We start from the raw sequence: 21,225 nt of genomic DNA, 5'->3' as shown, positions 1-21,225 counted from the left end.
GCAGCATAGTTTCTCTGTCCTGTTGACCTGAAAGTTTCTTCCCAAGATAAGGGAATTACATCTTTGGCGGCTAAAATAGCTCTCTCCAGAGGTGCGTCTAGCAAGAGTCTTTTTGCCTGAGAGATTCACATAATCGCTTGCTCCTTCGGCGCTGTCCTGCGACAGTCTCTCCTCTTGCTTTCATTCGCCAATTTTCAGTTTTAAGGTATTGGATGATACTGTTTGTTTCATACTAATAGTGCTTTCGATTTCAATCCTACCACTACCATTAATGCATTGGCAACAATATTTTTAAGAATAAGAGTATTATCACAAGTGGATAAATCACGAACAATAAGCAACCATTTCCTTTTAAGATTCGTGAATAACAATTATTAAGAGAGGGTTTTCATAATGAGGATGGAACTAGCCTTTAACGAGGAATGGAAATCTGATTTTCTAAAACACATAGAAGATGATGGCCCATGGACAAACTGGGAACTTTTTAAACTAGCGATAGAAGCAGAAAGACATACGACGATCCCCTCATTTACGGGATTACAGGCTCCAGCTCACCTTCCTCATTTGACGCCTCATCCATATCAACTTGAAGCCGCAAGAAGAGTAGTAGAAGACATGAACGGCAAAGCAATCCTTGCAGATGAGGTAGGGTTAGGAAAAACGATTGAAGCTGGACTCATCATCAAAGAATACATGATAAGAGGACTTGTAAAAAAAGTACTCATCCTTGTACCTGCGTCACTTGTCTCACAATGGGCGATGGAATTGAATCAAAAGTTTTACATACCTGCTGTCGTTCAAAGAAAAAGTTATGTTTGGGATCAATGCGATGTTGTTGTTTCATCAATCGATACGGCAAAACGAGAACCACACCGTTCGATCGTCTATGAACAAGACTACGATATGGTAATTATCGATGAGGCTCACCGACTGAAGAATAGCCGTACTAAAAACTATGAATTTGTCCAACACCTACAAAAGAAATTCTGTCTTCTCCTTACTGCAACACCTGTTCAAAATCGGTTGGAGGAAGTTTTTAACCTCGTATCATTATTAAAACCAGGGCACCTTGGAAGCTATGAACATTTTGAGAAGGATTATAAGGGGAAAGAAAAAAGCATCGAGGACGAAGAACGCTTACGTACGTTGATCCAAAAGGTTATGGTTCGTAATAGAAGACAAGATACTGAGATGGACTGGCCAGAACGCATTGTAAAAACTGTACCGATCCACTTAAGCGATGAAGAAGAATCCCTATATAGAGCTGTGGAAAGTTTAAAACAACATCCAGTTGCTACAAGAAGCCAGTTTTCTATCATTACGTTGCTTCGTGAAATATGTTCTAGCCGTGAAGCGGCTTACATGACGCTTAAGAAGATGCTTGAAAAAGAGACGATAGAAGACAACACAGAGTCCATCATTTTAGAACTTATGAAGAAGATCGAAACGATTCCTTCAAACTCGAAAGCCGAAAAAGCGCTTGAAATCATTCAATCAATCGATGGGAAAGTAATCATCTTTACAGAGTATCGTGCTACTCAGCTTTATCTGCAGTGGTTTCTTCAACAGCATGGTATTTCATCTGTTCCGTTTCGAGGAGGGTTCAAGCGCAGCAAAAAAGACTGGATGAAAGAACTTTTTAAAAATCACGCCAAAGTATTGATTGCGACAGAAGCAGGTGGTGAAGGAATAAACCTACAGTTCTGCCAGCACATCATTAACTATGACCTTCCTTGGAACCCAATGAGAATCGAACAACGTATTGGGCGAATTCACCGATTGGGACAAGAAGGAGACGTTCATATTTATAATTTTGCTACGAAAAATACCGTCGAAGAACACATCCTTTCACTTCTTTATGAAAAGATCCAGTTATTTGAAAGCGTCATAGGACAATTGGATGAAATCCTGACCCGTTTGGGTATGCGTGATATCGAAAAACATATTTCTGATATCTTACTTCATTCTGAAAGTGAGGGTGAAATCCGCATTAAAATGGACAACATAAAAGAATTGATCAATTATCACAAGGAGGAAAGTGATGCAACAAGAAAATATTCATAACTATTTACGCTCATACTTTCTTGCGAACGATTGTCCAATCATACAAGAAAAACAAGGAGTCCTTTCTGTTCAACTGACGGTCGATTTAGACAAAGAATTGATGAACCGCCCTTTTTATTGGCATTATCTAGAAAAGACAGGTGGAACACCTAATCCAATGTCGTTAACGTTGATCACGAACCAGGATGAGGATGAGATTAAAGGAGAGTTCGTCCACTTCGGAGCACCAAGGCTTCATCAAATCTTTTCATCAACAAAAAAACTAGCATCGTTCATACGGCTTTATGAAAACATTCAATCCACGTCACAGCAGCACTCTCCTCTTCACCCATGGCTATGTTTGAACGTTAAAGTTTCTTATCGGTGTGATCGAAAAAAAGACCGTCTCCTGTCACTCGGTCTACACCTTGTTAGTGGAACAGTAGTAGATGATTTTCATGACAAACTTAATGAAAAGAACTTAACTCCAAAAATTCCTGACTACACGTTCACAATCAGTCCGATCATTAAACCAGCAAGCGGAATCGCACGGCTCGAGAAAGTTGTTGAAATGGTAATCGCCAAAGAAGATCATTCATGGTCTGAAGAGGCGAAAAAAAGGTGGGCTGCAGATCAGATACTACTCGATCAATTTTATGAAGATAATGTTGATGCTGAAAGCTATGCTGTTGAAAAAGAAGCACTACGAAAACAATATGAGCCAGTCATTACAGCGGAGGTTATTAACGGAGGTATCTTTTATCTTTCCCCATAATAAAAATGCTCGGACAATGGGTCCGAGCATTATTTCTTCCTTCTTATAAACATGCCGATCGCCATCGGAATAACGCCAAACCATCGAAATAGAAAAGGCTGCTTGGCCGCTTTTCGTTTCTCCCTCTGGTTTACTCTTTCTTCTTTTGGCTGATCTATATAAGAAACAACTTGCTGCGTCATAAATTTCACTAAATCATTCGAGGACATATCAGGATCACCCTTTACGTTATTCTAGCTTTAGGATGTCCACTTCTTGCTACATTTAACCGATTAAACGCTTTATTTGTTCAACGACTTCCTCTACTGTTAAGTTAGTTGTATCAATCGTTTCATGCGCATCTTCGTAAAATGAAATCCGCTCAGAAAAAATCTTTTCAATCTGCTCGCTTCGATTCTTAACATCGAGCAACGGTCTTGAAGAATCACCTTCAAGTCGTTTTACGATTTCGCGCGGTTCGCAGTGTAAATAGATCACCTTTCCATTTTGTTTCATAAGATTCCGATTTTCTTCTTTTAATATGATGCCACCACCCGTACTAACGATGACATTTTCTACTGGTAATTTTTTAAGGGTAGCTGTCTCATACTCCCTAAAGGCTTCCTCACCTTCATTTTCGAAGATCGAAGAAATCTCTTTCCCCGTTTCAGAAACGATCGTTTCATCTGTATCAACAAGAGGCATCGATAGTTCTTTTGCCAACTGATAAGCTACAGATGTTTTACCAGATCCCATGAACCCTGTTAAGTATACTGCTCTCATCCTAACTCGTCTCCCCACTTCAACACTTTGTTATTTAATCGATCATAGTAGAACGTTACGGATGTTTGCTGACCTGAAGCGGTTACGCCAGTCAAAATAATTTGTTGATCACTATCTGAGATCGAGGTAATTTTGGCAATCAACGTACCTTCTTTATAGGCAAAGCTTTTTTCTCCATAAATCGTTCCACTTTTTTGTATATATAAAATTGTATCTTTCATACCAAGAACTAGCAAGGCTACCTTGTTAAGGTGCAATTCCTTTTGTTCAACAAATGCTCGTTCACTTGCTGTAATCGTACTAAGGTGAAGCATGTATCCAATCAGTAGCGTGCTTACTAACATCATGGTTGCCGTCATGTATCCTCTCTCGTTAAGACGCTCCTCCCATTTGATAATACATTTCCTCCTTTTTAGATCCGTTAGAAAATTCGAAGGTAACGATAACACGCTGACCCTGCACTAAAACTTTTATCGTCTTCACTTTTTGTAGTACAACTTCGTGACCTGCTCCATTCACACGCCGCCTTATTACATTTCCGTACTGTTCATATAAAATGGTGTCTCCCATTGCGCTAGTAAGGGTGAGCTGCTTCCCATTCGTTACCACAGCGGTTGCTCCTCTAACCTCTCTTGATAGCAACGAATGAAAGAGCTGTTCTTCTTCAAGGTGATAATCCAAACCTGTTGGTCTTACAGATGCTACCATCAAGGATGGAAGTAGCCCAATCAAAACAAGTACTACCATAAGCGTGATCAATACTTCGATCAAAGTAAACCCTTTCTCGCTACGAACCATGAGGTAAACTCCGACAGACACCCTTACCGTTTTGCGACTTAACGCACAACCGATTATGCTCCAAATCAACCATATAAATTTCTGTTTCTTTTTCAATCATAGTAGGGGGCGGTAAATGTAGTAGAACATAGTCAGTCCAGACTCCATCCAAAATCGTTAGACTCTCTACTCGTTGTGATGTAATGATGCGCTTCTCATATAGGAGGGTGTATAGAGGTAAGATACTTATGGAGAGTGTGGTCAGGATCGTCAAACCAACCAGCGCATCCATCAGTGTGTACCCATTATTTTTTCTCAATATAAAAACGACCCGCTCCAAGCTGAACGACAAGTTTATATTCCTCCTTGCCATCACTGATCAATAGTGTTCCTGCTTTTTGTATATTCCCACTCCCGACATAAATGATTTGATGTCCTAATGTGCCCTGATGAATTGTAATATTCTCTGGGAGTTTAACTGATTTCACTACGTTCGCTGCATTATTGATGATGGTATATGTGTGTGAGGATGGAGCGATAGACAAACGATGAGGTTTACCTGTGCTATACGCTAATTGCTGTGTATACCGTATATCAGATTGTAATTTTTCGAGGAATTGCCGTGTGGAAGAGGCTGTCTGAGTGGGTGTGATTTGCAAAATCACCATTCCAAGCAAAATAGAGAACACGGATAAAACGATCAAGATTTCGATTAATGTATAACCAGAACAAGACAGCTGATCACGATGTACTCTCAACAGATACAACCCCACTACCATCTATTGTAATCGCTTCTCCACTCGGACATACCGTTGCTCCTTCTTCTAAATAGCCCTCACTCGTTAACGTACTGATCGAAGTAGGCAAACTGTCGTTGTCAGCTTTATAGGCTGCAACTTGAGCCTTAACCACTTTGACTGTTGCATCACAGCTTTTTTCACCAACCACTTCGTTATTCTTCGTTAAACTTGGCACAGCAATTAATAATAGCATCGAAATGATCATGATCACGATCATCATTTCGATCAGTGTAAAACCCGCTTCGTTTTTTATAAGTATTCTCATCGACACATGTTCCTCTCCTAGATAGATTGCAAATAATAAAACATCGGTAATAATATCGACATAAACATCAGCATAACTACTACACCTACTCCAACAAAACTAATAGGCTGCAATACCAAAAATCCTTTTCTTACAAGCTCTTCAAACCTTTCCCCCATCACCTCCCCATAAAGTATTAACTCCTTGCCCAAATTACCGCTCGCTTGTCCATGCATGAAAATTTCTTTTACTTCTTGAACATAGAGGCTTTTACATTCGAACAAACCTTCTAGCTTCTCCCCTTTCAAAAGTGAAATCGAAATCCGGTGTGCTTCTTCTTGTAAAAGGATGAAGTGAGATTGTCTTCGTAGTAGCTCGAACGCAGCTGAAATTGATAATCCACTATTCAATAACAAACCTAGATGAAGAGTAAGATGATGAGTGATGTATATTGGAAGGAAGGTTTTTACGAATGGGAGCTTACAATACATTTGGATTTTTGCAACAGCAGACGACTGTCTTTGTTTCATGACGAAAAAAAGATAGCTTACGATCATCGTGCAAACTAATAAAGTTAAAAATAGTGGGGTTAGTTGGATAAGATACATGAAGAGACGTGAAACGATAGGAAGAGGAACATCGAGGGACTGGTAGAGAACATTGAACTTCGGTAATAAGTAGTGGCCTACAATGAACAGCATAACAGCTGTCATCCAGAATAAGATGATGGGATATGCAAGGGTACTTCTCAGTCGCTTCTGCCATTCACTCCTCTTCTTCATCAATTCTCCTGAAGCAACAATGCCATTAGCGAAATCACGCTGTTCAGACATACACAGATAAGAGAGGATATCATCTGGAAATTGAAACTCGGATAGTACATCGTGGAATGCGTTTCCCTCTTTTAGACGAATGATCATCGTTTGGATGTTCTTCTTAATATGATCTTTTTGATAAATCGAATAAACTTCGAGGGCATTCCCTAATGTGTACCCTTCTCTTAGCATCTTACCTGTGCGACAAAGAAAATCAGCTTTCTGCTCAAGCCTCCATTTGGATCGATACACGGTTCCATAACCCCAATTCTCTTTCAACAGTTTCTTTATCGATAAATCCGAGGGCATACGCTCTGAGAACATAATCCTTAATCGTCGTTTGACCTTGTATTGAAAGGAGCGTCGGATCATGAAGTGCTTTTTGGAGATGTAAACCGGCAAGTATTTCAACGACCGCGAGTTTTCGGTGCTTTCTTCTCTTTAAGCATTCAAGTGAACAAACTTCACAAAAAGGGCATTTAATAGGGACGAGTCTTTGTGTCACTACTCCTCTAAGGGTTTGTGCGATATAGCTAAGGGGGATGCCAAACTCAAGAAGGCGGGGGATGCACTCAAGCGTACTGCCTGTATGGAGGGTAGATACAACTAAGTGCCCTGTCATGCTTGCTCTTATCGCAAGCTGCGCTGTCTTCTCATCTCTAATTTCACCAACGACTAGTATGTCTGGATCATGTCGTAGTCCTGCTTTAAACCCCTCATAGAAAGACAGCCCTGCTTTTTCATTCACTTCCATTTGTATAAAGTCAGGGTTTCGTTTCTCAATAGGATCCTCGATCGTTAATACACGACGCTGGCGTTTTACACTGAGGGTTTGCAGAAGAGAATAAAGCGTAGTAGTTTTTCCAGAGCCTGTTGGGCCCGTAATCATGAAAAGCCCACTATTGTAGCTGACAATTTGAAGGAGACGGTTTGCTATTGTAGGAAATAAGAAGAGTTCTTTAAAGGCATGTGTTTCATCTTGTGGGAGAATGCGGAGTACGAGACTTTCGTGATATGGCGTAGGGATTGTAGATAAACGAAGGTGAAAACGATGGGGATAAAGAACAATGTCCATCGCTCCGTTTTGTGGACGACGTTTCTCTCCAATATCCATTCCACTAAGGAATTTAAAATGTGATAACACCTTTTGACTTATTGAAGATGAGAGCCACATTGCATCATAAAGCTTATTATCCACTCGAAATTGGATCAACGTTCCCTTTTCTTTAGGATGAAAATGAACGTCTGATGCTCCCACCTCCACTGCTTGTTTGATAATTTCTTGGCCTTTTGCTTCGATGTTCAGATAAAATACACCTTCTTCCGCTTCGATATGACGGCAGAAAACGACACTTTTCAAACCGTAAGAAGAAGTATTCGTTACCTGATTCTTTATTCCTTCTTACCTTTCAAGAAAATCTTGTATGACTTTTTGAAACTTTTTCCGCTCTTCAAGGAATGGATAATGATTACTTTCATGAAAAACAACGAACTCTGAGTTTTGAATACTGTCAGCCATTTCTTGTGAAAAAGGTAATGGACACTGCACATCATGCTTACCACATAGGATCATCGCAGGCGCGGTTATCTTCTTGAGCTGTCTCGTGACATCGAAGTGCATGATTTCTCTAGCAAAAAAATTCATCCTTACTGCCGAAAGCCCCTTATGTATTCCCTTAGAAAATAATTCTTCATACTGATCTGGGTTATAAAGAGAAAGTTTTGTACGATTCATTGAGATCGTTTGACGCTCATCTGGAGATAAGGCAGGATTTTTCAATTGTTCAATATAACGCTGCATGTCATCATATTCTGGATGTTCACGATGATAGATACAGTTTCTAGACGAAGAAGCATATTCACGTGCAGCTGCACCTGCAAGAATTAGTTTAGAAAGCCCTTCTGTAGCATAGATCCCATACACACAGCCTAGCATTCCTCCCGTTGAATGCCCTGCGAATGACCAGCTTTCGTAGCCTAGCTCTTTTCGGATCGATTCTAGATCAAACACTGTGTCGAGCATAAAATACTCATGAGGTTCATCCGCTGCAGAAGATTTTCCGGCACCTTTTAAGTTAACGAGATAAACAGTGTGATGATCTGTAAATGTATCTGCAAAATAATCCCCTGACGCATTAAATTCTGAATATAGGTGCGTCACACATATTGGAGAGCCACTCCCCTTTACAAACACTTCAAAATATCCTCTATCTGTCACAACGTTTTTAATTTCCCACTCCATTATTATTACCTCCCTCTACCATATTAGCTTCATCGTGGAGGTAAATAACCCTTCTCAATTCACAATTATGTAACAAACCAATAAAAAGCGATACGCGGAAAAACTTCCTGCATATCGCTGTGACATAGATTATGTTTCATCGTATTCAAGAAACTGGTTGGACATTACCGTTTTTTCTATTTTTGGTCCAAGTAATTAAAATAACTCCAAAATAAATGTATAAGTTTTTACTATAGGCTCATACTAACATTTGTAAACAGGCATTGGGCTATAGCCAAGCGGTAAGGCAACGGACTTTGACTCCGTCATGCGTTGGTTCGAATCCAGCTAGCCCAGCCAATTTTATGATACTACTGCGAAACTTTTCTTTCGCTGGTTTAAATTCTGTAATTCAGATTTATTGTATCCAACAATAAGTTTTTTTCCATTTGTTACGATTGGTCTTCTTAGTAATTTTGGTTCATTATGCATCAATTCGAGCATCTCAGTCACAGTTAGGTCTTCGATGTTCATATCGAGCTTTTTGAATGATGTGCTTCTTTTTGCTAGGATTTCTTCTATGCCTTCTGTTGACATCGTGATAATTTGCTTCAACTCGTCAATAGTAGGTGTATCCTTAAATAAATGTCTTTCTTCGAAATCAACATGATTTTCCTTTAGCCAAGCTTTCGTTTTCCTACATGATGTACAGCTTGGATACGTATAAAATAATAATTTATCTTCCATTTTATTTCTCCCCTTTTCATTTTTTCGCGTTAAGTAACTCTACCCAAATTATACAACTATTAAACAAATATTGTACAAGAAAATGATTTGTAATTTTAATAACGATTTGGGATAATAAATTGGAACCCTTTACAAGGGTAGGATGTACTCGACACAAATTTGCCATGAGGCTAGCATTTACTTTTTATCAACAACTCATATATAATACGATATGTATGGGAATGAACGAGCAAGGGAGGAACTTCTTATGCCTAGAATGTACAAAGTATTGGCTTTCTGGACAGGTATCTTCTCACTGATGGGTTTTGTCGGTGGTATGCCTGTAGTCGGACTGCTTTTCCTTGGTCAGGCCGGCATGTTTTTTGCGTTAAGTCTTTTGAACTTAACTGAACGTACTTATCTTTATATTTTCGGTGTATACTTAACGTTATTTATGGTCGGTTTTTCCTACTGGTCAGTGTTTATGATGACACCAGGCTCTGGCGGTCATTAATTAAAGCAACGAAAAAGACGATGCATGTGCATCGTCTTTTTCGTTGCTTACTTTTGCTGCACGACAACCTGAAATTGATTCATTTGTGACAGCCAGTTTACAGCTCTATTTTTTTTGTGTACAGGGGAAAATGGATCATTCTCTCGGTTATCTTCAACGAAATCCAGCAGGCCATGATTAACGAGAAAGCGCCCCTGTACCTCACATTCAAGACATCTAAAATGATGTTCTTCACCGATCCTCCTCAAAGCATCTAACGGTATGTGAGTCGTTAAATCCATTTCACCTATATTTTCTAGAGGGTTTTGAACGAGCTGATGTTTATAATAACCTCTTAAGCTCCCTGAGCTTCTTGCTGGATGATTCCACTCGTCATCTGTGTAGCCGTAATCGATCGTATAGATTCGCCCTTTCTTCATCCAATTAGCAATGGAGATAAACCAACTCATCATATAAAGAGGGACCTCTATTCTTTGCCCTTCGTTCATTAGGAAGCCATAGTTTTCTATCCAAATTAAGATAGCTGAATCTGTACAAGGTTTGTATACCTCGATTAACTTTCCATCAATCTCGGATAGCCCAATTAGAACTTCGTACAACATCCCGTTCTTTTTCTCAACCACTCTGACTGGAAAAGCATCTAGTAACTCATTTGAAAAGATGATGCCTTCGAATGATTTGAGTGCGCTCTTTAACTCTTCGATCGAGCTGTAAACCATAACTTTATCGAGGTTCTTCGTTTTATTCTCAATGATTTTTCTATGATATGGACTTGTCTCGACTACATAGTACGTAAGACGTTTGTACAGTTCCTTATCGAACGATTGTATCTCATCAAGGCATGAGAGCAGAAATTCACCTTCTCCTGCTCCAATCTCAACGATTGAGGGATGTAGTACATCTGTTTCAATCGCTGTTGCAAGAGCTCTTCCCATAACACGACTAAATACCTCATGTACCCCAGGAGAAGTGTAGAAATCTCCTGCTTTACCAGTCTTTTTACGGTTAGTTCCATAATACCCTTCTTCGTCGTACAAGCTTATTTCCATAAACCGTTCATAAGAGATTGCTTTTTCAGTAGAGTTAGCTATTTCTGACTTAATCTTAGTTAAAATTGACATATCTCATAGGGTAAAACCATTTAAAAACGGATTATTCATCATTTCGTCCTCGATTGTCGTAGCAGGACCATGACCTGACGCTACAATCGTACTCTCAGGCAACTTTAGAAGACGGCTATGTATACTCTCGATCAACTGCTCATGGTTTCCTAATGGAAGATCCGTACGGCCGATACTTCCCTGGAAAAGTGCGTCTCCTGAAAACACAACGCCAAGCTCTTTGAAATGAAAAGATACACTCCCTGGAGAATGTCCCGGTGTTTCATATATATCAGTACTAAACGATCCGACAGTTAACGATTGTTCTTGCTGAATAAGATTGTCAGCTGGTTTCGCGACGATATCTTCTACCATTGGGAACAGTGAAGAACCATTCAATTTCGGATCTTCAAGCCACTTCGCTTCCGCTTTGTGTAAATAGACCGGAATACGATATTGGTTGCGAATAAAATCAACTGCTCCGATATGATCGAAATGAGCATGCGTGAGTAACACTGCAATAGGCTTCAGTCCTAGAGATTCAATTTCTCCTGAAATCTTACGCCCTTCTGCTCCTGGGTCGATGATGAGAGCTTCTTTCTTTTCGTTCCATACTATTGCTGCGTTAGCCTGTACAGGACCAACCGCTATCTGTTTCCAATTCATTCAAATCGCCTCCATTGAAAGTTTATGTTACTTATTCTACACTATAAAAAACTCGATTTAAAAGGAGATGTACGAGATGTCTATCGTTTATGGAGTCGAATTGATCCCTCCTTCTGGTGCTTTGCCAGGTCTCATTTCTCAGCTTGTAAAAAAAACAGGTGAACTCGTTCATGCGATCGACCGTGATGGAAAGCTCGTCATTGTATCTCATGAAGAAGAAGCTAGCTTGCTAGCAGAATTCTATGACTCAAAACATGCATTTGGTGAAACATATACGCTCATCAGGTTATCCGAATCATGTAGAACGACCCCTCAACTACCTGACTATGGATTTACTTCTCAAAACAACAGGCATTATTTATACGAAGATATGGTAACAGCATTTTCTATTGAAAGAGGGGATGAAGAACAAATTGAAATGGCGCTTCTCCAAATTGAAGAACATCTCATTGCTTCTGACAACAATGTGTTTTATGTAGACGTTATGCAAAAAGAGTTGATGGAAGGCATCGCAAGGGCTTACCAAATCGAGCTAACATTTTTGAAGGAATGACGCCTCGACAAATCATAAGAAAACGGTTAAAATAATAAAGGACTTATGTACATATCCATTAAAGTTAAAATTTGTTCAGATTTAACCATGCCATATCATCCTAAATTAAGGGTATACTGATAATGATTGCATGGATAAGGAGGTATTCCGGATGGGTTTAGCAATTATTTTTGCATTCGTCACGTTATTTTCTGTTTGGGGCTTATTACGTTCCTTTCGTGAAAAAAACTTTATGGGCCTTGCCTTTGCAGGTTTAACTGTTCTAGTTTTTGGCGCATTTACCGTTGCTACAATGATCGATGTTCTCTTCGGATCTGGAGGCGGCGGAGGCCACTAAAAAAACAGCCATTTGGCTGTTTTTTTTTAGTTTCTATGTCTATTTACTGACGCTAGTTTATCTTCCATCTTAACCTTCTTATCTCTTCGATCGTCTATTCGAATATTTGTTGCTACTCTTTCGATCCCTTGTTGAAATGGTGATTCATGGATCGCTTGAATGACCTCTAATAGATCTGACAACTCACCTTCGATCAGTGTACTCATAGGTGTCAAACGGTAACTAATCCGATCTGTATAAGAATCTAGGATATTTTGGACCTCAGCCACATATTTGCTAACACTTGGCTCTTTGGTTCCAATTGGAATAACTGTTACATCTACAATTGCCACATCAATCTCCTCCTCCAAGAGTTTGTAATTGCATATCATTGTTAAAGAAAAATCTATATGTAACAAGCGATATAATCATTGCACATATTGAAACACACGAAAAGATACTTATGGATACAACGATTTGATACCTAATCGCATCTATTGGAGAAGCTCCACCTAAAATAAGTCCAGTCATCATTCCGGGGAGCTGAACCAACCCGATTGTTTTCAGTGTATCTACGTTCGGAATCATTGATGCTCTGATTGTTTTTCGTATAATCATTTTGGACGCCTCTGCTGGCTTAGCTCCTAATGATAATGCTGCGAGGATTTTACCCCTGCCGTCATTGAATTCATTTTTCATTCTCTCAAATGCAAGCCCTGTAGCTACCATACTGTTCCCAATGATCATACCACTCATCGGAATAACCTGTTCTGATTTGAATGGGATAATATCGAATACAATCCAAACGGAAAGGACGAAAACCTCAATAATCAATAGAGAAACAAACGATAGCGTAAAGGCAAAAGGAACACCCTTACCTCGCTTAGCTGCCTGCAACGAGGCAATCACAAGCATGACGGTTACCCATAAGCCTACACCTTGCCAGTCTTCTAATGAGAACAATAAAGTAAGAACATAACCGATCAGAAATAATTGAACGACCCCTCGAAAAGATGACCATATCGCTGATTTACTTATTCCGAGCGAGAAATAATATGACATTGAGACAGGTATCATTACAAAAATAATCATGGTGAGAAGGGACAAATTTGATATCTCTGTCATACCTTAACCCTCAAGAAATCTCATAAGAGCTTCAGAAGTCGGATTATTAAATAACTCTTTAGAGTTCCCTTTTTCCTCAAGACTTCCCTCATTCATAAAGAGGGTGTACGTCCCAATTCTTTTCGCCTGTTTCAAATCATGCGTGATCATTACGATTGTCTTCCCTTCTTCAGTTACGAGGCAATCTAATAATTCTTCTATTAGTTCGACTGTTCTCATATCTAGCGCACTCGTTGCTTCATCGAGTAATAGCACATCAGGATCATTAGCAAGCGTCCTAGCTAACGCTACTCTTTGTTGTTCCCCACCAGAAAGATGTTCAACATCTTTCGTTAGCATGTCCTCAGGTAGATGGACTTTTTGTAATAGAGAAACGCCAAGTTTGGAATCCCAATCCTTTTTTAGTGAAGGACCGAACTTCAAATTATCCTCAACGGTACCATCGAATAAGTTAGCTTGCTGAAACACCATCCCCACTTTTCTTCTTAATTCGTCAATCGGATAGTCAGCCATCGGCCTCCCTTTGTAGGAAATTTCACCTTCTTCAGGATCCGTTAGGCGATTCAATAGCATGAGTAAACTACTCTTCCCAGAACCTGAAGGTCCAATAACCGTAGTTAACGTTCCTTCCATCAGTTCAAAATCAACATTCTTCACACGTTCATTTCTCACATTCTTTGCAGCGATTATTGGTTTCATTACTTGACCTTTCTTCAATAGAGTTATCATTATCGTTTATAACATATCCAGTTTCTATTCACCAGTTATAAGGGTTCAATAAAAATACCCACTTCAATAGGAGTGGGTATCAACGCTTTGATTTATTCGATAAGCAGCATGATTAGTAGGACCGATTCCACTACCTAGAGGAAGGGAATGCTGTATCGCAGAAGTAATAAATTCTTTCGCAACGGATACAGACTCAGAAATGGACTTTCCTTTTGCAAGTTCTGCTGCGATACAAGCCGAAAAGGTACAGCCGGTACCATGAGTGTGTTTCGTGTCGATCCTTTTAGATTCGTAGTAATAGTATTTTTGATCTACGTAAAGAACATCTACAGAATCCTTCCCATTCATATGGCCACCTTTGACTAACACTCCTTGACATCCGTAGTTAGTCAGTTCCATTGCCGCTTTTTCCATGTCTTCGATCGTTTGAATTTCCATACCGTTCAGTAACACCGAAGCTTCAGGAATATTTGGAGTAATAACGGAGGCTAACGGCAATAGGTCTGTTTTTAATGACTCAACTGCTTCTTTTTCTAAAAGCGTCGAACCTCCTTTTGCAATCATGACAGGGTCGATCACGAGGTTCGTTATGTTGTACTCTTTCAATTTCAAAGCAATGGTTTGGATGATTTCTGCAGAAAAGAGCATCCCTGTTTTGATCGCATCCGCTCCGATGTCCGATAATACTGCGTCGATTTGTTTCGATATCGCTTCTAAAGATTGTGGATAGATGCCATGAACACCTAGAGAGTTTTGGGCAGTTAGTGCAGTTATAACGCTCATCCCGTAGACATCTCTCTCTTGAAACGTCTTTAGATCAGCCTGAATCCCAGCTCCCCCTCCGCTATCAGACCCTGCAATCGTAAGTACTTTATACATTTCCTTTCATTCCTTTCTAAACGAACTGAAACCGTTCCGGTCTAAAGCTCTCGATTGGAATTTCTTGAGGCATTTCTTCGATTTCATTTGCGATGATTTCAGCCGTTACTGGACTGAGTAATATTCCATTACGGTAATGTCCTGATGCTATGAGGATTGATGGTTTTTCAATAACCTTTCCTATGATCGGAAAACCGTCCTGTGAGGCTGGCCTTAACCCTGCCCATTTATGAAACGGTCGTTCTTCCCTTAGATCAGGTAACACTTTTTTACTCCAAGATTCTAAACGGTTTATCCCATGCTCCGTAACACTAGTGTCAAAACCGGCAATATCTTCAGAAGCACCTGCAATTAGCGTTCCGTTCTCTTTTCCAACAAAATAACCTTGACTGGTAAACACGATATGACTTAATGATGGGCCATCATATGCACAAATCTGTCCTCTGATCGGAAAAACAGGTAATGAGCAATTTAGTCCTTTTTCCCAGTTCTGTGACCATGCTCCGGTTGCAAGCACAATAAAGTCACCTTTTATCAAACCTTTATCTGTGCTAACGAGGTGAGGCTCACCATCTACTAACTCTGCCTCGCCAGCATGTTCTATGATGCTAACACCAGCATTTCTGCATGCTTGAATCAATGCTTTTACATATCCCGGTGCATAGATATGACTTTCAGCAGGGCACCAAAGTGCAGCGTATACTTCGTCAGAGAGTAAAGGCTCCTTTTCTCTAGCTTCATCTCCTGATAACAAGTAGGATTGTATTCCATATTCACTTTGCCACCGTTTCTTTGCTTCTAGCGAAAGGAGTTCGGCTTCATGAAAAATAGCATAAAGGCTTCCACAATTGCTAAATTCAAATGATTCATTCGATGATTGCATGATATGCTCGACCCAATCAGGGTATAGATTAAGACTTCTTTGGCATAATTTAAAGAAATCATCAGGGTCTTCAGTTATCTCGGAATAAGGAGCAAGCATCCCAGCAGCAGCACCAGATGCTTGTCCACCACATACTCCCGATTCAATTACGGTAACTTCAAATCCTCGTTTCCTGCACTCATAAGCGATCGACAGGCCGATGACACCTCCACCAACTATTGAAACGCTAGCCATGTTACAACACCCTTCTACTTCGAAATATAGTCTATCGTACTACTCGCAGTGGCATACTTTTTCTTAGGTATTCGACCTGATAAATAAGAAAGTCTTCCCGCCTTAATCGCGTGTTTTACTGCTTCAGCCATCTTGACCGGATTTCTTGCTTTTGCTATTGCCGTGTTTAACAGCACACCGTCGGCACCAAGCTCCATCGCCTTTGTTACATCTGCTGCGCTACCTAGTCCCGCATCAACGATGACAGGAACCGTCAACTCCTCTGTAATGAGTTCGATATTATATGGATTCAATATTCCTAGCCCAGTTCCGATGGGAGACCCGCCGGGCATGACTGCAGCTGCTCCAGCTTCCTGTAACCTGTAGCACAATGCTGGGTCATCCGATGTATATGGTAAGACTACAAATCCATCGTTCGCTAAGATCTCTGTCGCTTTTACTGTTTCGATTGGATCTGGCAATAGCGTCTTATCATTTCTGCTCACTTCAATCTTTATCCAGTTGCTCAACCCTGAAGATCTAGCTAATTTAGCGATTCTTACCGCTTCCTCAGCAGATGTAGCACCAGATGTATTGGGCAAGTATTGAAACGTTTTGTCACCCAAGTGCTGAAGAATCGCGTCCTCGTCAGGAGAGTTCAAATTGACTCTCCTGATTGCAAAGGTTAATACTTCAGCCTCTGAAGCTTCGATTGCCTGATTTTGTACGAAGGGATTTGGATACCTCCCTGTTCCTAGGAACAATCTAGAGTCGAATTGTTTTCCACCGATTGTTAGTACATCGTTCATATTCATCCACCTCCCACAAATTGAACAAGTTCAATTTTCATGCCATCTCTTAGCTCCGTATCGTCCCAACGGTCACGGTCTATAATCGTTCCATCTAATTCAGTCGCTACCAAACCTTTTTGTAACTGGAAGTGATGAACCACATCCGCCATAGTCGCTACTTCAAGGTCATACGTTTCGCCATTAATATGCAGTCTCATGATTCACCTCCTTTGAACGAATAATCTTATCAATGAATGCTTCACTAGTACCTTGAACGTTAGAGCTACCTACAACCTCACTAATTACACATATTCGGGACGCACCAGCACTCAAAACTTCCTCCACGTTATGGAGCTTGATCCCACCTATTGCAACAAACGGTATGGTAATTTCTGATGCAACGGCTTTAATGTAAGCTGTAGTCACTGGATCGACCACATCGCTTTTACTATTCGTTTTATAAACAGGTCCAGCTCCTATATAATCCGCACCCTCTTTTTCTGCAAGGCGCGCTTCCTCTATCTTGTGGGTAGAGATTCCTATGATTTTATCCGTACCTATAATTTGTCTTGCTACGCTTATCGGTAGATCATCCTGTCCTAGATGAACACCATCTGCATCTACAGCCAGTGCAACATCAATATGATCATTAACGATAAACGTTACATTGTGCTTACTTGTCAATTCACGGAGTATCCTGGCTTTTTCCAAAATCACCTTCTTGCTACTGTGCTTATCACGAAGTTGGATAATCTCAGCTCCGCCTAACATTGCCTCCTCCATCACATCATATAAACTTCTATCAGGATGAAATTCTTCACCGGTTATAACATATAGGTTAAAATCTTTCATTTTTATCCTTCCTTTCTCAGAAAAATATAAAAAGCCCTCATTCCGCGTATGGAATGAGGGCAGTTATCATATTAAATACCTCTACCGACTTCCCTACGCTGGTATAAACCAGATCAGGTTCAAGGGTATAGAAAGTATTGGTTTCCTATTCTCAGCCTACCCGAATACGTAGGCACCCCTAGTCAACAACTATTCAGTTCTCTTTCATTATGGCAAACAATCATAATGATGACAAGTAAATTACATATAGAGAGAGGATAGAAATATCCCTATCGTATCGTTATAAATCTTACCAAATTGACTTATAGGAAGCGGGTTTTCTCCCTTTCCTATCTCTACTGTAAAGCCTGGTCTTCTAAAATCTTGAATAAACCAATCTTTATAGCCTGCAAAACTATCAACATAGCGAATCGGGCGATAGCCACTCAACCTTGAATATTCAGTTACTAAAACTTCAGATTCAGGCGGCTCAAGACCTTCATATCCCCAAAAGATGACCTCTCCTTGAGAATGGAATGCAAGTGCTCGGTCAAAATTCCTACGTTGTGAGAGTTCTGCAATTGCAATTGCTTCAGGCTCACTTAAAGGTTCATAACCAGGAAAATTTCTCGGTGATGGTTTCTTCGGCTTCCGTTCTGCCTCTATTTCCCATTTAGCAGGATACTGATTATTTAAATCTACACCTCGTATGTTCGCTTTCCAGCGATTAAAGTCTCCACTCCCATTATTTAGATCGTTCGCTAACGTGCGATATGGCTCTTCTTCTGGCAAGCCATCAATGACCAAGTTTACTCCATCAGGGTTTACCATCGGAACAATTGAAAGGGACGTAGAATCGTAAAGAGGTGGCAAGTAAACACCACTTAGCACCTGAGTGTTCGTAAGTGCCATTAAGTAATCGTTTAATAACTTCATCAATAGGGCTGTTGTCAGCCATTCATTTGCATGAAAGGCCCCATTCATATGGACTTTCTTGGAACCCACGCCTACTCGTAATTCCGGAATAGGCTTCCCCATAACAGACTCACCGATAACAGACCGTTTTATAAACGGATAAACAGCTAACAGCTTTTGTATATCTTTTACCATCGTTTCATAAGTATAATTTTGCTCTGGATTCACAAGAGGCCAAATCATTCGAATGGGGACGTTTACTTTCTCTCCAACTTGTAACGCGAAAGGATTGGCATCATTAATGAGTAAGATTCCATCCAGAGGCGCGTCATACCACAAAGCTATACTCCAGAGCGTATCTCCCTTTCGTATCGTATAGCTTTTCGTTACGTAGCCAGGTATATTGATCATATCTCCTATGACTAGCCGATTTGGATCAACGCTTTCATTGCTATCGATGATAAGCTGCATTGGTATTTGAAATACTCTGCTATACTTCCACATTGTATCTCCACTCTTCACTCTTACTCTCATATCCAATCCCTCCACCCTAGAAGCCTTCATACTATGCTATGTAGAGAGCTCATCGTAGTATGCTAATAAACCAAAACAAAAGAACCATGCCCTGTGGGCATGGTTCTTTACTTACTGTTCTGTTTTTTCGCTTTCATCAGTGGGTTGTTCGTTGTTTTCACCAAAGAAACGAAGCAGATCGCCGTAGACGATTTTATCGGAATAGGCAAGATCCGTTTTAGCTTTCTCCATGTATGGTTCACAGGCAGCTTTATCCGTTTCCTCTCCAGTTTCTTTGTCATAACAAACGTTATTGGTATAAAGGTGGTCTTCGGTGATAAAGCTTCCGTCACGAAGAATTGTAAAGTTATCTTGCTTTTCTGCGAATAAATCGTTACCGAACTTAATCATATCTTTGGTTTCGATTCCGAGAAGGTGCATAATAGTTGGTTTCAGGTCAATTTGACCGCTTACCTGTTCCATCACTTCCCCTTCTTGACCAGGAATATGAACGACTAATGGTACTCGTTGTAATTGAGTGGTCTCAAATGGCGTGATTTCTTTACCAAGGAATTCTCCCATTGCCTTGTTGTGGTTCTGAGAAATTCCATAGTGGTCTCCATACAATACGAAGATTGAGTCTTCATATAGCCCTTCTTCTTTCATGCGTTCGAAAAACTTCTTAAGAGCTTCATCCTGATATCTTACAGTCGTGAAGAAACGATTCACTGTTCCATCATCAGAAGTCCACTCTGGAATGTACTCATCTTCTTTTTCAAGTGTAAAAGGAAAATGGTTTGTGAGCGTGATGTACTTTGCATAGTAAGGTTCAGGCATTGTCTTCAAATATTTAATCGACTGATCAAAGAAGTACTCATCTTTCAGTCCCCACCCGATCGAGTTTTCAGGAGTTACAGAAAAATCATTGATGTCATAGAACTTGTCATATTTAAGAGCATCATACATAACATCACGGTTCCAGAAACTCTTGTTGTTTGCGTGGAACACTGAACTGTAGTAACCTTCTTCACTTAAAACCTCAGGGCTAGCATTGTATTCATTTCCAGAATGTGTAAAGAAAACCGCTCCACTTGGAAGTCCGTACAAGGAGTTTTCAACAATAAATTCTGAATCAGATGTTTTCCCCTGTGCTGTTTGGTGATAAAAGTTAGGGAAATAATAGCTATCTTCAATTAGATCATTAAGGAAAGGTGTGATTTCCTTACCATCTACTTCTTCGTTAACAACGAAGGTTTGTGTAGATTCGAGTGAAACGAGGATAACGTTTTTACCTTCTGCTTTTCCAAACATTTCTGGGTTTGGTTCGACGTGATTGGCTTTGACATAGTTTTCAATATCCACAATCTCACTGCCATCTGCAAAAGCACGCTGCGCTTTTGCTTTAGACTGGAGAACAGCATCGTAAACATGGTAGTTAAATGTTCCGATATATTTAATAAGCATTTCACGGTCAAATGTACGTGTTAACAGCTGTGGACGTTCTGTCTCTGCAAGACCTACGTTGACTGCGAAAAGCGCAATTGCACTTGCGAAAACAATAGCGATTTCTTTCTTCTTCACTTCAAATTTTTTTGTCTTACGTACCATGAGGTAAACAGCTAACACAATGATATCAAGGAAGAGGAAGAAGTCATATCCTCTTACGAGCTCCGTAATACTGTTTCCAAGTTCACCCATGTTATTTGTTTGGAATAACAATGGGATCGTGATGAAGTCTGTAAACTCACGATAATAAACGACGTTAGCGAATAATATGAAAGAACCAATGAAATCGATTATTAGTAGAACTCTGTTTCTATACTTAGGAGATGCGAATAAAGCAAAACCTAGGAACAATAGAATAGAGCTTAATGGATTCAGAAAGAGGATAATCCCTTCCATTTTATTCTCTGTTTCAATGTTAAAAGCAAATTCATATACAAAATACGTTTTAATCCAAAGCATAATTGCTACAATAAAGAAAAATGAATATTTGTTTTGTAGCTTTTTCATCATTTACTTAGTACCTCCTTA

27 protein-coding genes, 1 tRNA gene and 2 riboswitches are annotated in these 21,225 nt (G+C 40.0%); of the genes, 6 read left to right on the top strand and 22 right to left on the bottom strand.

Annotated features, from left to right (window positions below; genetic code table 11):
- Positions 1 to 94: 94 nt before the first annotated feature.
- Positions 95 to 184, bottom strand: a riboswitch (glycine riboswitch).
- A gap of 209 nt (positions 185 to 393) precedes the next feature.
- Together ACXADT_RS10980 and ACXADT_RS10975 are read left to right on the top strand one after the other, a co-directional pair.
- Positions 394 to 2,064 (top strand): DEAD/DEAH box helicase, encoded by a 1,671-nt coding sequence (locus tag ACXADT_RS10980; protein ID WP_270179250.1) that lies wholly within the window; start codon positions 394 to 396, stop codon positions 2,062 to 2,064.
- The gene (locus tag ACXADT_RS10975) at positions 2,042 to 2,818 is read left to right on the top strand and encodes a YqhG family protein (RefSeq protein WP_474811170.1); all 777 of its coding nucleotides are present in this window, start codon (positions 2,042 to 2,044) and stop codon (positions 2,816 to 2,818) included. Before ACXADT_RS10980 ends, ACXADT_RS10975 begins: the two co-directional genes overlap by 23 nt.
- A 29-nt stretch (positions 2,819 to 2,847) precedes the next feature.
- Here the strand turns inward: ACXADT_RS10975 and ACXADT_RS10970 are convergent, their stop codons facing one another.
- The 9 genes from ACXADT_RS10970 to ACXADT_RS10930 all read right to left on the bottom strand — a co-directional run bounded on the left by ACXADT_RS10970 (position 2,848) and on the right by ACXADT_RS10930 (position 8,458).
- Positions 2,848 to 3,027, bottom strand: a complete 180-nt coding sequence (locus tag ACXADT_RS10970) for a YqzE family protein (RefSeq protein ID WP_474811168.1) — start codon at positions 3,025 to 3,027, stop codon at positions 2,848 to 2,850.
- 55 nt (positions 3,028 to 3,082) lie between these two features.
- Positions 3,083 to 3,580 carry a shikimate kinase gene (locus ACXADT_RS10965; RefSeq protein ID WP_270179253.1) on the bottom strand — a complete coding sequence of 166 codons (498 nt, stop codon included), beginning with the start codon at positions 3,578 to 3,580 and terminating at the stop codon, positions 3,083 to 3,085.
- Entirely contained in the window at positions 3,577 to 3,939 is a 363-nt protein-coding gene (gene comGG / locus ACXADT_RS10960) for a competence type IV pilus minor pilin ComGG (RefSeq protein WP_474811164.1), read from the bottom strand. Before comGG ends, ACXADT_RS10965 begins: the two co-directional genes overlap by 4 nt.
- A 13-nt stretch (positions 3,940 to 3,952) precedes the next feature.
- Positions 3,953 to 4,378 (bottom strand): competence type IV pilus minor pilin ComGF, encoded by a 426-nt coding sequence (gene comGF, locus ACXADT_RS10955; RefSeq protein WP_474835203.1) that lies wholly within the window; start codon positions 4,376 to 4,378, stop codon positions 3,953 to 3,955.
- Positions 4,379 to 4,662: 284 nt separating this feature from the next.
- On the bottom strand, positions 4,663 to 5,115 hold the full coding sequence (gene comGD, locus ACXADT_RS10950; RefSeq protein WP_270179256.1) for a competence type IV pilus minor pilin ComGD: 453 nt from the start codon (positions 5,113 to 5,115) through the stop codon (positions 4,663 to 4,665).
- Positions 5,099 to 5,422: a competence type IV pilus major pilin ComGC gene (gene comGC, locus ACXADT_RS10945; protein ID WP_474814758.1), complete on the bottom strand. Its 324-nt coding sequence runs from the start codon at positions 5,420 to 5,422 to the stop codon at positions 5,099 to 5,101. The genes comGD and comGC overlap by 17 nt, the downstream gene beginning before the upstream one ends.
- Before the next feature lie 17 nt (positions 5,423 to 5,439).
- A complete protein-coding gene (comGB, locus tag ACXADT_RS10940) occupies positions 5,440 to 6,468 on the bottom strand; it encodes a competence type IV pilus assembly protein ComGB (protein WP_474835205.1) in 1,029 nt (342 codons plus the stop codon).
- The gene (gene comGA, locus ACXADT_RS10935) at positions 6,443 to 7,576 is read right to left on the bottom strand and encodes a competence type IV pilus ATPase ComGA (protein ID WP_474835207.1); all 1,134 of its coding nucleotides are present in this window, start codon (positions 7,574 to 7,576) and stop codon (positions 6,443 to 6,445) included. The genes comGB and comGA overlap by 26 nt, the downstream gene beginning before the upstream one ends.
- 42 nt (positions 7,577 to 7,618) lie before the next feature.
- Positions 7,619 to 8,458, bottom strand: a complete 840-nt coding sequence (locus ACXADT_RS10930) for an alpha/beta fold hydrolase (RefSeq protein ID WP_474811148.1) — start codon at positions 8,456 to 8,458, stop codon at positions 7,619 to 7,621.
- Between the two features lie 264 nt (positions 8,459 to 8,722).
- Here ACXADT_RS10930 and ACXADT_RS10925 point away from each other — a divergent pair.
- Positions 8,723 to 8,797 (top strand) — tRNA-Gln (locus ACXADT_RS10925).
- Positions 8,798 to 8,800: 3 nt separating this feature from the next.
- Here ACXADT_RS10925 and ACXADT_RS10920 read toward each other — a convergent pair.
- Positions 8,801 to 9,184 (bottom strand): Spx/MgsR family RNA polymerase-binding regulatory protein, encoded by a 384-nt coding sequence (locus ACXADT_RS10920; RefSeq protein ID WP_270179260.1) that lies wholly within the window; start codon positions 9,182 to 9,184, stop codon positions 8,801 to 8,803.
- A 247-nt stretch (positions 9,185 to 9,431) separates the two neighbouring features.
- Between ACXADT_RS10920 and ACXADT_RS10915 the strand changes: the two genes are divergently transcribed.
- Complete coding sequence (locus ACXADT_RS10915; RefSeq protein WP_270179261.1) at positions 9,432 to 9,677, top strand: DUF2626 family protein; 246 nt, start codon at positions 9,432 to 9,434, stop codon at positions 9,675 to 9,677.
- Between the two features lie 47 nt (positions 9,678 to 9,724).
- Here the strand turns inward: ACXADT_RS10915 and ACXADT_RS10910 are convergent, their stop codons facing one another.
- Together ACXADT_RS10910 and ACXADT_RS10905 are read right to left on the bottom strand one after the other, a co-directional pair.
- Positions 9,725 to 10,798 (bottom strand): SAM-dependent methyltransferase, encoded by a 1,074-nt coding sequence (locus ACXADT_RS10910; RefSeq protein WP_474811145.1) that lies wholly within the window; start codon positions 10,796 to 10,798, stop codon positions 9,725 to 9,727.
- Between the two features lie 3 nt (positions 10,799 to 10,801).
- Positions 10,802 to 11,443: an MBL fold metallo-hydrolase gene (locus ACXADT_RS10905; protein WP_474811143.1), complete on the bottom strand. Its 642-nt coding sequence runs from the start codon at positions 11,441 to 11,443 to the stop codon at positions 10,802 to 10,804.
- 76 nt (positions 11,444 to 11,519) lie between these two features.
- Between ACXADT_RS10905 and ACXADT_RS10900 the strand changes: the two genes are divergently transcribed.
- The gene (locus ACXADT_RS10900) at positions 11,520 to 11,996 is read left to right on the top strand and encodes a hypothetical protein (RefSeq protein WP_474811141.1); all 477 of its coding nucleotides are present in this window, start codon (positions 11,520 to 11,522) and stop codon (positions 11,994 to 11,996) included.
- Positions 11,997 to 12,147: 151 nt separating this feature from the next.
- Positions 12,148 to 12,333, top strand: coding sequence for a DUF2759 domain-containing protein (locus ACXADT_RS10895; protein ID WP_224878389.1), 186 nt, complete (start codon positions 12,148 to 12,150; stop codon positions 12,331 to 12,333).
- 26 nt (positions 12,334 to 12,359) lie between these two features.
- Here the strand turns inward: ACXADT_RS10895 and ACXADT_RS10890 are convergent, their stop codons facing one another.
- From ACXADT_RS10890 to ACXADT_RS10845, 10 genes are all read right to left on the bottom strand, one after another.
- Positions 12,360 to 12,665, bottom strand: a complete 306-nt coding sequence (locus ACXADT_RS10890; RefSeq protein ID WP_474811139.1) for an MTH1187 family thiamine-binding protein — start codon at positions 12,663 to 12,665, stop codon at positions 12,360 to 12,362.
- A gap of 1 nt (position 12,666) precedes the next feature.
- Positions 12,667 to 13,437 (bottom strand): ABC transporter permease, encoded by a 771-nt coding sequence (locus tag ACXADT_RS10885; protein WP_270179266.1) that lies wholly within the window; start codon positions 13,435 to 13,437, stop codon positions 12,667 to 12,669.
- Between the two features lie 3 nt (positions 13,438 to 13,440).
- A complete protein-coding gene (locus ACXADT_RS10880) occupies positions 13,441 to 14,136 on the bottom strand; it encodes an ABC transporter ATP-binding protein (protein WP_474811137.1) in 696 nt (231 codons plus the stop codon).
- Between the two features lie 93 nt (positions 14,137 to 14,229).
- The gene (gene thiD / locus ACXADT_RS10875) at positions 14,230 to 15,045 is read right to left on the bottom strand and encodes a bifunctional hydroxymethylpyrimidine kinase/phosphomethylpyrimidine kinase (RefSeq protein WP_474811135.1); all 816 of its coding nucleotides are present in this window, start codon (positions 15,043 to 15,045) and stop codon (positions 14,230 to 14,232) included.
- 16 nt (positions 15,046 to 15,061) lie between these two features.
- On the bottom strand, positions 15,062 to 16,162 hold the full coding sequence (thiO, locus tag ACXADT_RS10870) for a glycine oxidase ThiO (RefSeq protein ID WP_474835209.1): 1,101 nt from the start codon (positions 16,160 to 16,162) through the stop codon (positions 15,062 to 15,064).
- A gap of 14 nt (positions 16,163 to 16,176) precedes the next feature.
- Complete coding sequence (locus tag ACXADT_RS10865; RefSeq protein ID WP_474835211.1) at positions 16,177 to 16,956, bottom strand: thiazole synthase; 780 nt, start codon at positions 16,954 to 16,956, stop codon at positions 16,177 to 16,179.
- Positions 16,953 to 17,150 (bottom strand): sulfur carrier protein ThiS, encoded by a 198-nt coding sequence (gene thiS / locus ACXADT_RS10860; protein ID WP_270179271.1) that lies wholly within the window; start codon positions 17,148 to 17,150, stop codon positions 16,953 to 16,955. Before thiS ends, ACXADT_RS10865 begins: the two co-directional genes overlap by 4 nt.
- On the bottom strand, positions 17,134 to 17,784 hold the full coding sequence (gene thiE / locus ACXADT_RS10855; protein ID WP_270179272.1) for a thiamine phosphate synthase: 651 nt from the start codon (positions 17,782 to 17,784) through the stop codon (positions 17,134 to 17,136). The genes thiS and thiE overlap by 17 nt, the downstream gene beginning before the upstream one ends.
- Before the next feature lie 73 nt (positions 17,785 to 17,857).
- Positions 17,858 to 17,974, bottom strand: a riboswitch (TPP riboswitch).
- A gap of 50 nt (positions 17,975 to 18,024) precedes the next feature.
- Entirely contained in the window at positions 18,025 to 19,212 is a 1,188-nt protein-coding gene (locus ACXADT_RS10850; protein ID WP_270179273.1) for a M14 family metallopeptidase, read from the bottom strand.
- A 111-nt stretch (positions 19,213 to 19,323) separates the two neighbouring features.
- Positions 19,324 to 21,207, bottom strand: coding sequence for an LTA synthase family protein (locus ACXADT_RS10845; RefSeq protein ID WP_474835213.1), 1,884 nt, complete (start codon positions 21,205 to 21,207; stop codon positions 19,324 to 19,326).
- Positions 21,208 to 21,225 lie beyond the last annotated feature (18 nt).

The sequence above is a fragment of the Anaerobacillus sp. ABR4_321 genome (genome assembly GCF_056158505.1).
The sequence above is the reverse complement of the archived record's forward strand: the minus strand, read 5'-3'. Positions and strand labels throughout refer to the sequence as shown.

Coding starts and splice junctions, on each gene's coding strand:
- ACXADT_RS10980 (WP_270179250.1), top strand. CDS start 394: ATGAGGATGGAACTAGCCTTTAACGAGGAATGGAAATCTGATTTTCTA.
- ACXADT_RS10975 (WP_474811170.1), top strand. CDS start 2,042: ATGCAACAAGAAAATATTCATAACTATTTACGCTCATACTTTCTTGCG.
- ACXADT_RS10970 (WP_474811168.1), bottom strand. CDS start 3,027: ATGTCCTCGAATGATTTAGTGAAATTTATGACGCAGCAAGTTGTTTCT.
- ACXADT_RS10965 (WP_270179253.1), bottom strand. CDS start 3,580: ATGAGAGCAGTATACTTAACAGGGTTCATGGGATCTGGTAAAACATCT.
- comGG (WP_474811164.1), bottom strand. CDS start 3,939: ATGACGGCAACCATGATGTTAGTAAGCACGCTACTGATTGGATACATG.
- comGF (WP_474835203.1), bottom strand. CDS start 4,378: ATGGTTCGTAGCGAGAAAGGGTTTACTTTGATCGAAGTATTGATCACG.
- comGC (WP_474814758.1), bottom strand. CDS start 5,422: ATGAGAATACTTATAAAAAACGAAGCGGGTTTTACACTGATCGAAATG.
- ACXADT_RS10930 (WP_474811148.1), bottom strand. CDS start 8,458: ATGGAGTGGGAAATTAAAAACGTTGTGACAGATAGAGGATATTTTGAA.
- ACXADT_RS10920 (WP_270179260.1), bottom strand. CDS start 9,184: ATGGAAGATAAATTATTATTTTATACGTATCCAAGCTGTACATCATGT.
- ACXADT_RS10915 (WP_270179261.1), top strand. CDS start 9,432: ATGCCTAGAATGTACAAAGTATTGGCTTTCTGGACAGGTATCTTCTCA.
- ACXADT_RS10910 (WP_474811145.1), bottom strand. CDS start 10,798: ATGTCAATTTTAACTAAGATTAAGTCAGAAATAGCTAACTCTACTGAA.
- ACXADT_RS10905 (WP_474811143.1), bottom strand. CDS start 11,443: ATGAATTGGAAACAGATAGCGGTTGGTCCTGTACAGGCTAACGCAGCA.
- ACXADT_RS10900 (WP_474811141.1), top strand. CDS start 11,520: ATGTCTATCGTTTATGGAGTCGAATTGATCCCTCCTTCTGGTGCTTTG.
- ACXADT_RS10895 (WP_224878389.1), top strand. CDS start 12,148: ATGGGTTTAGCAATTATTTTTGCATTCGTCACGTTATTTTCTGTTTGG.
- ACXADT_RS10885 (WP_270179266.1), bottom strand. CDS start 13,437: ATGACAGAGATATCAAATTTGTCCCTTCTCACCATGATTATTTTTGTA.
- ACXADT_RS10880 (WP_474811137.1), bottom strand. CDS start 14,136: ATGAAACCAATAATCGCTGCAAAGAATGTGAGAAATGAACGTGTGAAG.
- thiD (WP_474811135.1), bottom strand. CDS start 15,045: ATGTATAAAGTACTTACGATTGCAGGGTCTGATAGCGGAGGGGGAGCT.
- thiO (WP_474835209.1), bottom strand. CDS start 16,162: ATGGCTAGCGTTTCAATAGTTGGTGGAGGTGTCATCGGCCTGTCGATC.
- ACXADT_RS10865 (WP_474835211.1), bottom strand. CDS start 16,956: ATGAATATGAACGATGTACTAACAATCGGTGGAAAACAATTCGACTCT.
- thiS (WP_270179271.1), bottom strand. CDS start 17,150: ATGAGACTGCATATTAATGGCGAAACGTATGACCTTGAAGTAGCGACT.
- thiE (WP_270179272.1), bottom strand. CDS start 17,784: ATGAAAGATTTTAACCTATATGTTATAACCGGTGAAGAATTTCATCCT.
- ACXADT_RS10850 (WP_270179273.1), bottom strand. CDS start 19,212: ATGAGAGTAAGAGTGAAGAGTGGAGATACAATGTGGAAGTATAGCAGA.
- ACXADT_RS10845 (WP_474835213.1), bottom strand. CDS start 21,207: ATGATGAAAAAGCTACAAAACAAATATTCATTTTTCTTTATTGTAGCA.